The 12,458-nt window shown below is 53.4% G+C and carries 10 protein-coding genes, 26 tRNA genes and 1 pseudogene; 32 read left to right on the top strand and 5 right to left on the bottom strand.

All coding sequences use genetic code 11. The features are described 5' to 3' along the window. Positions 1–356, top strand: a 356-nt coding sequence (locus tag KOR42_RS24830; RefSeq protein ID WP_231741121.1) for a hypothetical protein, incomplete at its 5' end; no start/stop codon positions are given. Positions 357–388: 32 nt separating this feature from the next. On the opposite strand, the gene KOR42_RS27125 is transcribed toward KOR42_RS24830, so the two are convergent. Next, positions 389–535, bottom strand: a complete 147-nt coding sequence (locus KOR42_RS27125; protein ID WP_197441563.1) for a hypothetical protein — start codon at positions 533–535, stop codon at positions 389–391. 508 nt (positions 536–1,043) lie between these two features. Here KOR42_RS27125 and KOR42_RS24825 point away from each other — a divergent pair. The 12 genes from KOR42_RS24825 (at position 1,044) to KOR42_RS24775 (ending at position 2,572) form a co-directional block, all read left to right on the top strand. Continuing rightward, positions 1,044–1,117 (top strand) — tRNA-Phe (locus KOR42_RS24825). A gap of 26 nt (positions 1,118–1,143) precedes the next feature. Beyond that, a tRNA-Glu gene (locus KOR42_RS24820) sits at positions 1,144–1,216 on the top strand. A gap of 12 nt (positions 1,217–1,228) precedes the next feature. Continuing rightward, positions 1,229–1,352 (top strand) — tRNA-OTHER (locus KOR42_RS27120). 19 nt (positions 1,353–1,371) lie between these two features. Further along, positions 1,372–1,444 (top strand) — tRNA-Ile (locus KOR42_RS24815). A 71-nt stretch (positions 1,445–1,515) separates the two neighbouring features. Further along, a tRNA-Lys gene (locus tag KOR42_RS24810) sits at positions 1,516–1,587 on the top strand. Positions 1,588–1,683: 96 nt separating this feature from the next. Continuing rightward, positions 1,684–1,755 (top strand) — tRNA-Ile (locus tag KOR42_RS24805). A gap of 15 nt (positions 1,756–1,770) precedes the next feature. Continuing rightward, positions 1,771–1,843, top strand: a tRNA-Lys gene (locus KOR42_RS24800). A gap of 13 nt (positions 1,844–1,856) precedes the next feature. Beyond that, a tRNA-Thr gene (locus KOR42_RS24795) sits at positions 1,857–1,928 on the top strand. Between the two features lie 49 nt (positions 1,929–1,977). Beyond that, positions 1,978–2,048: transfer RNA gene (locus KOR42_RS24790), tRNA-Gly, on the top strand. Between the two features lie 33 nt (positions 2,049–2,081). After that, positions 2,082–2,155: transfer RNA gene (locus tag KOR42_RS24785), tRNA-Pro, on the top strand. A 93-nt stretch (positions 2,156–2,248) separates the two neighbouring features. Next, positions 2,249–2,320 (top strand) — tRNA-Asn (locus KOR42_RS24780). 180 nt (positions 2,321–2,500) lie between these two features. Then, positions 2,501–2,572, top strand: a tRNA-Gly gene (locus tag KOR42_RS24775). On the opposite strand, the gene KOR42_RS24770 is transcribed toward KOR42_RS24775, so the two are convergent. Beyond that, entirely contained in the window at positions 2,573–3,064 is a 492-nt protein-coding gene (locus tag KOR42_RS24770; protein WP_146512504.1) for a hypothetical protein, read from the bottom strand. 37 nt (positions 3,065–3,101) lie between these two features. Further along, complete coding sequence (locus KOR42_RS24765; protein WP_197441562.1) at positions 3,102–3,500, bottom strand: hypothetical protein; 399 nt, start codon at positions 3,498–3,500, stop codon at positions 3,102–3,104. A 108-nt stretch (positions 3,501–3,608) separates the two neighbouring features. Between KOR42_RS24765 and KOR42_RS24760 the strand changes: the two genes are divergently transcribed. The 12 genes from KOR42_RS24760 (at position 3,609) to KOR42_RS27090 (ending at position 5,527) form a co-directional block, all read left to right on the top strand. Next, a tRNA-Asp gene (locus KOR42_RS24760) sits at positions 3,609–3,683 on the top strand. 14 nt (positions 3,684–3,697) lie between these two features. Then, a tRNA-Phe gene (locus KOR42_RS27115) sits at positions 3,698–3,772 on the top strand. A gap of 113 nt (positions 3,773–3,885) precedes the next feature. Beyond that, positions 3,886–3,958 (top strand) — tRNA-Glu (locus KOR42_RS24755). 11 nt (positions 3,959–3,969) lie between these two features. Beyond that, positions 3,970–4,051 (top strand) — tRNA-Leu (locus tag KOR42_RS24750). Between the two features lie 201 nt (positions 4,052–4,252). Continuing rightward, positions 4,253–4,328, top strand: a tRNA-Leu gene (locus tag KOR42_RS27110). A 22-nt stretch (positions 4,329–4,350) separates the two neighbouring features. After that, positions 4,351–4,422: transfer RNA gene (locus tag KOR42_RS24745), tRNA-Ala, on the top strand. Between the two features lie 12 nt (positions 4,423–4,434). Beyond that, a tRNA-Ser gene (locus KOR42_RS27105) sits at positions 4,435–4,519 on the top strand. 118 nt (positions 4,520–4,637) lie between these two features. After that, a complete protein-coding gene (locus tag KOR42_RS24740) occupies positions 4,638–5,159 on the top strand; it encodes a hypothetical protein (protein WP_146512502.1) in 522 nt (173 codons plus the stop codon). 26 nt (positions 5,160–5,185) lie between these two features. Next, a tRNA-Arg gene (locus KOR42_RS24735) sits at positions 5,186–5,258 on the top strand. Between the two features lie 26 nt (positions 5,259–5,284). Continuing rightward, positions 5,285–5,372, top strand: a tRNA-Ser gene (locus KOR42_RS27100). A 2-nt stretch (positions 5,373–5,374) separates the two neighbouring features. Then, positions 5,375–5,450 (top strand) — tRNA-His (locus KOR42_RS27095). Between the two features lie 7 nt (positions 5,451–5,457). Continuing rightward, positions 5,458–5,527: transfer RNA gene (locus tag KOR42_RS27090), tRNA-Trp, on the top strand. 428 nt (positions 5,528–5,955) lie between these two features. Here KOR42_RS27090 and KOR42_RS28010 read toward each other — a convergent pair. Continuing rightward, the gene (locus tag KOR42_RS28010; RefSeq protein ID WP_146512501.1) at positions 5,956–6,228 is read right to left on the bottom strand and encodes a MafI family immunity protein; all 273 of its coding nucleotides are present in this window, start codon (positions 6,226–6,228) and stop codon (positions 5,956–5,958) included. 59 nt (positions 6,229–6,287) lie between these two features. Between KOR42_RS28010 and KOR42_RS24725 the strand changes: the two genes are divergently transcribed. From KOR42_RS24725 to KOR42_RS24695, 7 genes are all read left to right on the top strand, one after another. Beyond that, positions 6,288–6,358 (top strand) — tRNA-Cys (locus tag KOR42_RS24725). 91 nt (positions 6,359–6,449) lie between these two features. Beyond that, positions 6,450–6,520 (top strand) — tRNA-Pro (locus KOR42_RS24720). Positions 6,521–6,712: 192 nt separating this feature from the next. Next, positions 6,713–6,783: transfer RNA gene (locus KOR42_RS24715), tRNA-Thr, on the top strand. A gap of 351 nt (positions 6,784–7,134) precedes the next feature. Next, positions 7,135–8,721: a vWA domain-containing protein gene (locus KOR42_RS24710; RefSeq protein WP_197441561.1), complete on the top strand. Its 1,587-nt coding sequence runs from the start codon at positions 7,135–7,137 to the stop codon at positions 8,719–8,721. 97 nt (positions 8,722–8,818) lie between these two features. Then, the gene (locus tag KOR42_RS24705) at positions 8,819–9,853 is read left to right on the top strand and encodes an ARPP-1 family domain-containing protein (RefSeq protein WP_146512500.1); all 1,035 of its coding nucleotides are present in this window, start codon (positions 8,819–8,821) and stop codon (positions 9,851–9,853) included. A gap of 146 nt (positions 9,854–9,999) precedes the next feature. Continuing rightward, a complete protein-coding gene (locus tag KOR42_RS24700) occupies positions 10,000–10,815 on the top strand; it encodes a metallophosphoesterase family protein (RefSeq protein ID WP_146512499.1) in 816 nt (271 codons plus the stop codon). 107 nt (positions 10,816–10,922) lie between these two features. Beyond that, a complete protein-coding gene (locus KOR42_RS24695) occupies positions 10,923–11,984 on the top strand; it encodes an RNA ligase (ATP) (RefSeq protein ID WP_146512498.1) in 1,062 nt (353 codons plus the stop codon). Between the two features lie 274 nt (positions 11,985–12,258). Here the strand turns inward: KOR42_RS24695 and KOR42_RS24690 are convergent. Continuing rightward, positions 12,259–12,458, bottom strand: a pseudogene (locus tag KOR42_RS24690) (hypothetical protein); the annotation flags it as partial.

Genomic DNA, 12,458 nt, shown 5'->3' with positions numbered 1-12,458 from the left:
GGCTGACAACTCCGCTCAACGAACCGGGCGCGATGACACTGTTTCAGGCTCCTCCCCATGAACACCTCTCGCTGGGCAAACACCTGACGGCGGAACGCCAGACCGAAGAGTTTGTGAACGGCAAAGGGGTCGTCACCCGCTGGGAACGGACTCGCCGCAACAACCATTGGCTCGATGCGCTGTACAACGCCTGCGCCGCTGGTCATTACGTTGGTGCGAGACTGCTGGGCGATCAGAGCGCTCCGATCAAACGGACCCGCACCCTGAAACAGATCGCCGAAGAAAAACAGGACACCCGACACTGGTTCGACGACCAACGCTGGCAGGAAATGATGAACAGAACGCTGGGACGGTGAGTGAGGGAGGATCAGCTGTTGTCGAACAATGCTTATTTGGGACTGCCACGAAAGTACATCACCGCGCCGACAATGAGAATGGGGATCCCGATCACGTTGTAGGGGACAATGGGGGTCCACTTTCCTGCGAACCAGATCAGAAACCCGACCACGACGGCAATTGCACCCACCTTCTTCATCTGACCCTCACAGTTCGATTAACAGGAAAGACATTCCGTAACATACCTGAAGTTTCGTCGCAGGGGACTTGCTGACGGATTCGGCTGCGGTTCAAGGAAGCAGGTCTTTCGTGCAGACCTCTTGATAGTTCAGAATCCAGGAAGAATCACGAAATAATCAAGCCACTTTGCGGATCCTACGTTGCAGCGGAATTTCAGAATTCGTGTGAACCTTCTGACGCTGTCCTGCGTCTCTAACCGCAACCAGCTGGCAATGGCCAGCAACACTCGCTCAAACGCAGCTTTGGAGTTTTCCTTCAATGTCTTTCTTACGGTCAAGTTTCATAAGCGAACGCCTGGGTACCGGGCGCAGTTCCTATCCGGGTTGCCACCTGGATCAAAGGAATAATGCGCTCCCCGCCCAGAATCTGCGCTTGTGACACCTTGGCCGTATTCGGAGACCACTCCAAAGCCCGGTGTCACCACGACATCGGGCTTTTTTCGTTGGCTGCGATGTCCTCCCGATCATGGGTCTCGGTAGCTGAGATGGCTTAGCGGCGGACTGAAAATCCGCAGACGAGGATTCGAGCGCCTCTTGACCCACTGCGCAGATTCTGCGCGCACAACATGGCCCGTTCGACTTCTGGTGAGGTTGCCGGTCTTTCAAGCCGGAGAGGTTGGGTTCGAATCCCACACGGGTCACTGAATACATCGCGGGATGTAGGGGAGCGGCACCCCACGTGCTTTGGGAAGCAAGGACCGGCTGCAGACTGATGAAGGAGGAAGAATGCTCGAGCTGCGGTAGTGCTACACAGCGGTTCGAGTCCGGCCATCCCGATTACAAAAAACAAACAGACAGCCCGGTCGTTCAACGGTTGAGGACGTCGCTCTGATAAGGCGGAGATGAAGGTTCGACTCTTTCTCGGGCTATTTATCGAACAATTCCAACGGAGAAAAACATGCAACAGCCACGTCGATATAAACGGATACCACGCCCAATTGGGGTCGTGGTGTAACGGCAGCACAGCAGATTTTTACTCTGCACGGTGGGGGTTCAAATCCCTTCGGCCTCATTGATCTGCCACTGGCGGTTTGTTTGTGGTCACGATTCACAGAATAGCCAAATCGCTCGACTTTCGAGACCGACAAGAACAAACCAACGGAGTTGAAGGCTTGTAGCTCAATGGTCAGAGCAGGCTCCTTATAGGGGGCAGACGACGGTTCGAATCCGTCCAGGCCTACTGGAAATAAAACATGGGATTGAGGTGTCAGCGGCAGCATACTCGGCTCTTAACCGAGGTGGTGACGGTTCAAGTCCGTCCGATCCCACTAAAAACTGAAAGCACTGGTCGTCCAGCGGCAAGGACACTGCACCCGTAATGCAGATACGTGAGTTCGAGTCTCACCCGGTGCTCTTGATGGCAAAGCCATTTTGTTCTTTGACAATTTATTGATCAGATCATGCGTCCATGATGTAGTGGTAGCCTGCCACCTTGCCATGGTGGAAGTGCGGGTTCAATTCCCGCTGGACGCTTACGTCACCTCAGCGTGACGTGATTGATTATTTCAGCGTGTGGGAAAGTTTGGGAATCCGCGTGGTTTGGGACCACGAGATCGTCGGTTCAAATCCAACCGCGCTGACTCCGCCACGGGCGGTTTGTTTTTGGATATCAAATGCGCTTTGGAAGGCGGATCGTAACCAGAACGTCAAAAAGCAAAGACGCAACACAGAAATGCGGTGTGGCCCAATGGTAAGGCAGCTCCCTGTTAAGGAGACGCATGCAGGTTCGAATCCTGCCACCGCAGCTCGTGATTCAATTGGAAGTCATCCGGCCGGAAGCAAGGACTTTCCGCCGACCGGTGAGGGAGGATGAAGGAAAGCCTGCGGTAGCTTTTTCGATTAAGAACTACCGCCCTGCGCTCACTTGCTTCAATGGCAAGTGTGCTCGGTTGCTTCCACACGGCTTCCGCCTTCAAAGAATACAAGTGTCCTTGGCCGAGCGGCAAAGGTGCCAGGCCTCCAACCTGGACAGGCGGGTTCGATTCCCGCAGGGTACCCTATAGTGCACCAACTGTGATACGGTAGAATCGTTGTTGCAGGGCTTTGAAAAACTTCCAGTTTTCGCCTTTGGGCCGATACCCTTTGAATTTCGGATGTTGGCCCAAAACGAATAGCGTGAGTTCGTCGTGAATTGGCTTCGCTGCCATCTGTTTAAGCGCTTTTGCCGCGTTCGCGTACACATCATCCGGAACTGGCTTGCTCGCTTCAAGCTTTGCAACTGCAACTGCAAAGTTGTCGATCGTCTCCTTTATGTTTTTTCCGGGCATGGGAACTTGCCCAGCATATCCAACTGAAATCAACACCCACGCCGATTGCATGAGACTATCAAGTTCATCCTTGTTTCGGCCTAATTGCTCAATAAATTCCTTCTCCGTACTTGTGAGCACTACCTTCGACTTGTAAGAGACGCCGTCTTCTTCGCCCGAGGCTTGCGACACGGCAAGAAATGCAAAACAAAAAACGCCACCAATCAATGTTGCTTGACGCACAAGACATCCTCCGCGACATAAATTCACGAACATGACATTACCACTTTATATTCTTCGTAATCGCGTGTTTATGATTTGGCCCAGGAATATAGACTCTCTTTCCAGCAGCTCGTCCTTCAATTCGTCCGACAAAGCGCATCCCATTTTTCTTGGGTTCAAAGTAGAAAACAAACTTCACTCCGACACCCGAAATAGTTCTCTTGTCAATGAACTCATACGATCCGCCCGAATTCTTGCCAAGCGATCTGTCCAGGCTTGCTTTGACTGGTACACCGAACAGAATTGTGCCGAAGGATCCCTTAATGCGGAGCTTGTCGCCATTAGCGTCATCATAGGAAATCTTCAACTCCAATCCGAGTTCTTTCACCTTGAGATTGGCGAGACGATCTTCTGCAGATGAAACAGAGCAAGAAAGTAAGAGTGTCGCAGTGACCAAATATCTCGTGACGAACATTTATTACCCTAAATTCAGGTAGGAAGAATTGGCCAACTCCAAGCTACTTGCTTTGTTTTGACATTTCAAGGCAGAAGCCATTCACATCACGTCCTTGCGGAGCAGTCCGGAGTGCTCGCCACCCTGTCACGGTGGAGATCGTGGGTTCAAATCGCATCGAGGACGCTTATCGACAAGTTGACGCGGTACGCAATCTGGCAAAGCGGCGAAGCTAAAACCTTCGTGGTTTGTGGGTTCGACTCCTACCCGCGTCACTGCATTGGGTCGTGTTCCCCACAGCGGCCTGTAAAGCCGTCGCTGAAAATAAGCGGGGTGGCGACGAGAGGTTCAATTCCTTCACGCCCCACTATAGATGAATAGACGACACGACCCGTTCTTCTAGAGGTTCAGAATGCTGGCCCCTCAAGCCGGTGACATCGGTTCGAATCCGATACGGGTTATTCGACAACTTGGCCAAGTGGTGGAATTGGTAGACACGCGACACTCAGAATGTCGTGCCATCAGGCGTGGGAGTTCAAATCTCCCCTTGGTCACTGCAGGTGGACCCAGAGGGTGCCCCGGTGCTCAACTGGCTTTCATAAGGCCGGTCTGCTCGGATCGATACCGAGACCTGCAATTTAAGAAACAATAACGCGGGTGGGCCAGAGCCCATTGAGGTCGGGCACCGATCAGTCCGATAGGACTGGATTGGTCGAAGCCTTGACTGCCGGGTGCAACTCCCGGACCCGCCATTCGACCAGATACGCAAACAGGAAAAGCGTTCACGTTGAGGACGTGGCGATTTTGCAGGTTCGACTCCCGCTCTGGTCACTGACAATTGAATGAAAGACATGGGCGGCTCGTCTAACGGGAAGACGCTTGGCTTGCAACCAGGAGATCGGGGTTCGATTCCCCGGCCGGTCCACTCAACAAACTCGGAAGGTAGCCGGATACGGTTGGCCGGACCGCACTGCTAACGCGGCTCTCCACTGGAGATGAGGGTTCGAATCCCTTGCCTTCCGCTTTTGGAAAAGATCCATGAATTCTGACTCGTTGAGACTATTCGTGGAACTCCAGTCATCGCCATGTCGTCCTTTGCGTGGAAATTCGGGAGCCGTACCCTCACTCAATGAGCATGTTATGGATGTCAATCAAGATCAGTCACCTTCACATTCGGTACGACGGCTGTCGACGCCAAGGGTGATGGGTGCGCTGTCGGGCATTGTGCTGATCGTCGTTGCCTGTGCGTGGTTGTTGGGAGGGGGCGGAACGCGCGTTCTTGAAGAACAGAATTACAAATGCGCACTCACTGGGACTGATCGAACCGTCATGATTGAGGATGGGGTGACGGTTGCAGATCGCGTCACCAGCAACGACGTCTCTAACTGGGCCAGCGCGAACGGCATTCCCGGATTGATTCCAGGACAGGCCGGTTGGGAGTTGGCAAGCACCGTGACCACCCGTGGCTCAGAACCCCCAAGGTTTGGAGAAGGTTTAATTTACTTGATTCCAGTCAGACTCTACTCCGGTTCCATCGCTGCGGCCGGAAAGACCCGAGACGAAGCCTTACGAAGCTATCAACAACATCTCTTGAACCTGGACCCCAGCAGGCGTTCCCTACAACACGCCATGGAAGAGTGGCTGAACCAGGCTGCCGAATGAGTGTCTCCACAGACGGAACCCGTGGCGGCCTGATGGTGAAACGGATCATCACACCCGGCTTCTAACCGGACATTCCAGGTTCGAATCCTGGTCAGGCTACTCTCGCGAAAACAATTTGATTCAACGGAAGGGCAACCCGATTGGTGACGGGAACCGGTTGGAAGCCGGTCGAACGTGAGCAACGTCTTATGGGTTCAAATCCCATTCCTTCCGCTGTGGCCGGATTCGGTGTTGGTTACCGGAAGCAGACTGTGAATCTGCCCGACAGGGGTTCAATTCCCCTCGGTCACCCTGTTACACGAGTGTGCTCTTGGGAGAGCAGTCAGCCTCCAAAACTGACGGATAGGGTTCGAATCCTTACGCTCGTGCTTCACTCTCGATGTGGTTGGATTGGACTATGTCGCGACCAAACCGAATTTACTGCAAGTTGATTGGATGTATGGAAGGAAACACGGCGATTGTCGAAATCATCGGTAGCCCCGGCGTTTCGCCGGAATCGTTTCATCCGAATCCTTGCGTGAGACTTTCGACAGACCTAATTCCGCCACATAAGCGTTTTCCAAATTCGATTGTTTGGTTTGACATTGATTGGGATCGATACATCTACGTCGAACCAGACGAGACTTCCGAAAACTGATTTACCCTGTGAGTGTGATGGACGCATGACAGTCTTCGAAACTGTCGGACGAGGTTCGATTCCTCGACGGGGTACTTTTTACTTGTTCTCGGAGTGTGCCGGATTCGCACACGAGCCCGCGAAGCTCGAAGACCGGGTTCGACTCCTGGCGAGAACATTTTATTGGCGGCACTGTTCGCGAATCAGGTCACATCGAATTGATTGGCCAAGGTTCATGTGTTCCATTGCATTGAGGATCAACTTGCACTGAGTTTCCGTCACCGTGATTTCATACTCGTAGATTTGATCGATGAGAATTTCGATCCCAAGTGCCCATTCGCTCAAGTCATTTATGTATCCGTGAACGTCTGAGTGTAATGCCTCAGGAACAATGTCCCTGACACTCTCCAACGCTTGGTTACATGCGTCGATTTGTGGTTGATAGCGATACATGACAAATGAAGACGAGTGGTGGGAAGTTTTTTACTACTTCATGATTGTGACAAACAAACGACGCTGGAGCCAGACGGCAAGGCAATCGGCTGCAACCCGATCGAAGTGGGTTCGACTCCCATCGGCGTCTCTTGAATTTCCACCAAACTCGCGAACCACTCGGCTCGTTTGATGGTCATTAGAGACAACTGAAAACTTTCGGGGACTAGCGTGTCATTACAGCTAGCTCAATTGGTTAGAGCGCCAGTTTCGGGAACTGGAGGTTGAAGGTTCAATTCCTTCGCAACACCCATGACCTGCAACTTCCCCCCGATTTCAGTTTCACCAGGGACTCGTCCGTCAATCCAGGACAACGGCTGTAAACCGTTGGGTTCAACTCCCAAAACTTGACCGGCAACATTCCCTGGCTTTGATTTCAAGCTGGCTGCCACATGACTGGAGTCAGATCAATAATACAACCAGAACATTCGGGAACTCGCGCGTTAATTCAGCTAGCTCATTTGGTAGAGCAGTAGACTCGTAATCTACAGGTAGAAGGTTCGATTCCTTCGCGAACTCCTTGACCCGCAAAATGCCCCCAATGTTTGGTTCGATCAGGGACTCGCAAGTCAGTACAGGAATCCTTGCTAAGGGTTGAGAGGTGCAATTCCTCGACGACGCCAAGATTCTGACCTGCACCTTCCCCTGATTTGAAACAACCGGGAACTGACGCGTCGCTTCAGTGTGTCACAACTTTGAGATCGTGGGTTCAAATCCCACCTCTCCGAATTTCGATGAGCGGGGAGTGGCGGAGTGGCCAAACGCGCACGACTAGCTTGCGACCCGCAACATACCCGGTTTTTGAATCACGGGATCGGCCGTGTGCTGATCTATTTTTTGTTGAGCTGTCGAGGAGGGAGTAAAACCATGATGGAACTAGTCAAGAGCACAACAAATCCTTCCGTGCGGATGACGAACTTGTCCAATGAGCAGCGTGAATTGTTGCCGTTGGCGTTTGGTGAATTCCTTGACACGGCAGCGACTGCAACCTCACGAGCAACGTTCTACAACACTCGCGCGGAGCAGGAAGCAGCGATCGAATCTGTTCACCGCGAACTGTTTGAGCTGGACCGGGGCGTTTATGCAGCGTCTTTGATGTTGCCGGGATTGACCGACTTCAGTCGCCAGATTGGTGCAGTTCGCCTGTTGCGTTCGACTCGGACAGGCGAGAGTTGGATGACGGTGCCACAGGAAGCGACGGTTCTACACAGTCTGTTGCAGGCGCTGCCACCTCAGCGAATGCTGAAGATGTTCGGCATGTTGCGGACACAACGCATCAACAACGCGCGAACTCGGCGACTGATTCTGTCAACGGTTCTGGGAGCGGATAACCTTGAGTTCTGGGCAGTGAAGTACCGGCGAAAGCTGGAAACGGCACTTGTCCACGCTTGGGGTCGTCGCACAGCGAGTATCCTGCGCGCCGTGTTGGCAAAGCCGATCGATGATCGAACTGAGAAGGAGCGGCAGATCGTCCAGCGACACCTGGGTCGATTTGTCGATGGCAACGTGGAGCGAGTCGAACAGACTGTTCGCTTCATCCTGGGTGATGAAGAGGGACTGACACTGCGTCGTCTGGCAGCGTATCGAGACGCGAAGAACGATCTCGTCAAGGGGCGTTGTCTTCCGTTCGAGACGCTCGAAGGATTGCGGAGTCGTTTCCACAGTGACAAGACCAGTGCGGACGTACTTGAGTTGACGAAGTCGCAGTTGACTACCGGTCAGAAGATCGGGATGCAGCGGAAAGCCAAGGAAGTCAATGTCGAGGTCGAATTCGATCCGGCAGCCTACGACACCGTTCGGCTGTACGTCTACGCGTACGAGATGGGTTTGACCGATGAGATTCGTGATGAACTCACTCGTAAGGCGAAGTCAGTGGCCGAGCGGTTGCCGGTGCGATTTGAACATGCAGCGATTCTGCTCGATGTATCCGCGTCGATGATGGGACACGACACTCAGGCAATGCGACCGATTTCGGTAGCGTTAGCTCTGCGTGACGTGCTTGCGGAGACGGCGGAGCGGTCAACGATCGTGACCAGCGATGGACGAGTCGCGCCAGCAGCAGAGTTGATCGAGCCGGTTGGTGATACGTCACTGGCAGTGGGATTGATCACGCTGCTTAAGCGTGAACCGGATGTTGTGTTCGTCCTGACGGACGGCTACGAAAATGCTCCGGAAGGCCGATTTGCGGAAGTGATCCGGGTGGTTCGAGGAATGGGGATCGACACACCGATCCATCAGTTCTCGCCCGTGTTCGCAGCCGAGGCTCGTGGTGTCCGTTCATTAAGTACCGCAATTCCAGGTCTTCCAGTTTCCAAGCCGGAAGCGATTGGTCTGGGGTTGTTGAAGGCTCTGTTCGAGGCGGACCTTGATCGTGGTGTGGCTGCTCTGATGAGCATGGTCCACCCTGTTATTGATGCGGCACAGCCGCAACCTGCCGAGCTACCGCTCGGTTGAATGAGTGCCGCTCCCGCTGGTCGCTAGCGATTTAGCGGGAACGGCTCATCTTAAAATTTACAGAAGCATGATGCAGAACGCATCGAGGAGGTGAAGCATGGTATTTCGTAATCGACAGAAGACGATCAGTGTGGCTGATGTGCTGCATGGCTGTGCGCCGGGACGCATTCAGAGTGTCGGATACATGCAGGTCATTCCGTTGGTGAGTGATCTGTCCGACAACCGATTCGTGTCGCCGATCGAGGCAGATGCCGAAGTCTTCACCACCAGCTACGGTACGCTCGGATTTCGTAACCCGAGCGATTGCCTGCTGATTGTGCCGTGTCATGCGGGATACGTTGTGAAGCAAGCGGCGCAGGACCACGCCATGGCACACGCCGGTGTGGTTCAGTCGGCTGGCGAGCGATCGTATAACACAGCGATGTGTATTCAGCAGTCGCAGGGTGGATTCATCCAGCGTGGTGCTTACCGGATGTTGATTCTGCCGCATGCTTTGCGTGAACGAGCGCTGGCGGTGCGAAAGGAGCAGAGCTACAACAAGCTGTGGGATGCCATCTCGGTGTTCAACCGGGAAATGGGTGTCCAGGCAGCCGGTCATTTGGAGTTCTTCCTGAAGCACTTCCGCAAGGAACTGGATGAGTTCGTCGCTGAGTTCGAGTGTGTGCCGCGCCAGATTGGTGCCATCATTCTGGTCAATGATCAGGTGGTCGGTGTCGAGCGGGCACCGTCACACGCCTATTGGCAGAGCGTCTGGCCGTCTCTGATCCGAGAGTGCTACGGTTCATTGGCGATTCGCGTTGCTCAACTCAAGGGAGAGCAACCTGAAGCTCCGGCTTCGCGAACTCCGGTGCCCGATGTCTCATCACTCGATGAGCTGGAATCGGTCATTGCCGAGATCGCAAGTCAGGAAGATGAACGAGCGAAGGAAACCGTCCGTGAATTGCTCGACGAAGAGTTGACGCTATCACGAGACGATTCGACCGCTGGTCTGTCGATCGAGACGGTTCAGCCAGATCGATTCACCGGACAGGTGATTCGCGATGGCGAGAAAATCGTCTACGCATCACTGCCGACAGCCCAGAAATGGCTCACTGATAACAAATGGCAAAAGGCCCAGCCCTTCGCCATTTAATCAGTGAGTTCAAGGCATGAAACGCCCTCGATTCGAGCAATCGGACCGGGGGCGTTTTCGTAAGGGATGTGATTTGGAAACAAAGACCCAGAGCGATGATTGAGAAGGAATGAACCAATCTCGGGGCAGCGTTGTCCGATGCCATTATGAGGATCACATCCATTATCGAAGAACCGTTCATTGAACTCCCCTTCCTAAATGCAGGGAAAGGGCAGGGATCGTTTTACGTTGATCGACTTCCGATTCATGAGGCGACTGTGGATGTCTTGCCCGATGAAGTCGACGCGATCGTCGTCACCGCTGACCTTCAGGGACGGGAGCGGTTTCAGGATGGCGATGGCGGTCCGCTGAGATTATTGGGAGAGGTGTTGCCCCAGAGACTCACCGATGAAATTCTGCCGAGCCTGAAATTTCGCTCGGAACAGTGTGGTGTTATTCTCGCTGGCGACTTTTATACGGTTCCTGGACTCGACAAGAGGGGCGGCTCTGGTGACGTTACTCCCGTCTGGCGGGCATTCGCTGAACAATTCAAATGGGTGATCGGCGTCGCTGGTAACCATGACATGTTCGGCGAACAAGAACATCCTTCAAGACCTCCGGCAGCGAATGCTCACTACCTGGATGGAACAACCGCGTCGGTCGATGGTCTGAACGTTGTTGGCATCGGCGGGATCATTGGTAGCCCCCGCAAGCTTCATCGGAAATCAGATCAAGAGTTTGTTCAAAGCATCGAAGACACGTTGGAACAACATCCCGACGTTCTGGTGATGCATGACGGTCCTGATTTCCCCGACTCTGGCCTGCGCGGCTCCCCGATCATCCGTCAAACGCTCGAACGATTGCACTCACCGTTGGTGATTCGCGGTCATGCCCATTGGCCCACACCATTGGTCGAACTGCTTAGCGGCACACAGGTCCTCAATGTCGACTGTCGCGTTGTCATTCTGCATCGCCATCCCTGAATTGGTAATTCAGTAAAGTTGATTTACTGTGTCAATTCTGGTTCATGGAATTGACCGAAAATCGTGATTCTCTCATCAATAATTGTTCCCTCTGGAAAGGCGACATCATGCGAAAATTGGCCAGCATTCAAACGGTTTCAGTAACCGAAGCCATACCGAAAGCAGACGCGATCGAACGGCTGCACATCTTGGGATGGTGGGTCGTCGCCAAGAAAGGGGAATACCAACCGGGTGACAAAGTCGTCTATTGCGAGATTGATTCGCTGCTTCCCGAGCAGGAAGAATTCGAGTTTCTACGGTCGAGCTGCTACAAACCTGCCATCGTCGACGCGGAGAATCAAGTCTTGCAGCGCGCCGGGTTTCGCATCAGGACGGTGAAGTTGCGTGGACAGGTCTCGCAGGGAATTTGCTTTCCACTTTCGATCCTGCCTGTTGGAACGTCTCAGGAAGTAGGTACCGACGTCACGGCACAACTGGGCATCTTCAAGTATGAGCCTCCCGTTCCAGTCGGAATGGGAGGGAGGATCAAGGGGACGTTTCCAGACTTCCTTTCCAAGACCGATGAGATTCGCGTGCAGACGATCGAAGATGTTCTTGGACGATACGCGCGGACGAACTTCACGATGACTGAAAAGCTGGATGGGACTTCCTTCACGGCATTTTTGCGTCAGGGAGAGTTTGGTCTGTGCAGCCGGAATCAATGGGTCGATGAAACCGATCTTTCCAACACGTTGTGTCGGCTGGCAGCCGAATTGAAGTTGGCTGAGAAGCTGGAGACTCTACGAACGAGTTTCGAGATCAGTCCCGCGATTCAAGGCGAAGTTATTGGTCCAGGAATCCAGGGCAATAAATACGCTCTGCGAAGTCCCGAATTGTATGTCTTCAATGTGCTGGACACCGACCAATACCAACTCGTTGATCGGTCCCTGCAAGCTAAGATGCTCGAATCCGTTGGTTTGACCAGCGTTCCCTCACTGGGCGACATCACGCTCGAACACAGCGTCGATGAACTCGTGGCGTTGTCGGTCGGCAAAAGCATCTTGAATCCAAAAGTGCAGCGAGAAGGGATCGTGTTCCGCCCAGAAGTCGAGGTCAACGATCCCGACATTGGAGGCCGCCTGAGTTTCAAGGCGATCAACCCGAAATTCCTGCTAAAGTTCGATGAGTGATTTGTGATCGGATCGACTCGTTAGTGCCTCATCGAGGCTTGGAATTGGGGTAGTGCCCGACATAGCCCGCTCCGTGGTCGCTCCTTGCAACAATACCAACCCTTGTTTCAAGAGTGGACGCAACACTTGTCTGAAAATGCTGACCCTCGATTCGAGCAATCGGACCGGGGGCGTATTGCGTTTCGTGTCGACTATGGTCGATGAAAGCGTAGGTATGGAGTAAATTGATACGGAGTTGCTGTGTTGAAAACAAATCACAGGTTTTGATCGTGGGCTAACGCCTCAGGGCGTAGGCGAGGACTTTGAGGGCGGCTTCGACGAACAGGGCTTTCTCGCTTCTGGCTGAGAGTGCGGCACCTGTGGTTCGCTTCAATCCGCTCATGAATGATTCCACAAGCCAGCGTCTGCCGTATCCTTTTGTTTCGAGTTCTGTCCTGGTCATCTGTGAGCGGTACTCGCCATTCAGCTTACCGT

Origin of the sequence: Thalassoglobus neptunius (assembly GCF_007859735.1) — a bacterium.
GTDB classification, from domain to species: Bacteria; Planctomycetota; Planctomycetia; order Planctomycetales; family Planctomycetaceae; genus Thalassoglobus; species Thalassoglobus neptunius.
Note: the sequence above shows the minus strand (reverse complement) of the source record. Positions and strands in the feature narration are given on the sequence as shown.

Coding starts and splice junctions, on each gene's coding strand:
- KOR42_RS24700 (WP_146512499.1), top strand. CDS start 10,000: ATGAGGATCACATCCATTATCGAAGAACCGTTCATTGAACTCCCCTTC.
- KOR42_RS28010 (WP_146512501.1), bottom strand. CDS start 6,228: ATGTATCGCTATCAACCACAAATCGACGCATGTAACCAAGCGTTGGAG.
- KOR42_RS24695 (WP_146512498.1), top strand. CDS start 10,923: ATGCGAAAATTGGCCAGCATTCAAACGGTTTCAGTAACCGAAGCCATA.
- KOR42_RS27125 (WP_197441563.1), bottom strand. CDS start 535: ATGAAGAAGGTGGGTGCAATTGCCGTCGTGGTCGGGTTTCTGATCTGG.
- KOR42_RS24705 (WP_146512500.1), top strand. CDS start 8,819: ATGGTATTTCGTAATCGACAGAAGACGATCAGTGTGGCTGATGTGCTG.
- KOR42_RS24740 (WP_146512502.1), top strand. CDS start 4,638: ATGGATGTCAATCAAGATCAGTCACCTTCACATTCGGTACGACGGCTG.
- KOR42_RS24710 (WP_197441561.1), top strand. CDS start 7,135: ATGATGGAACTAGTCAAGAGCACAACAAATCCTTCCGTGCGGATGACG.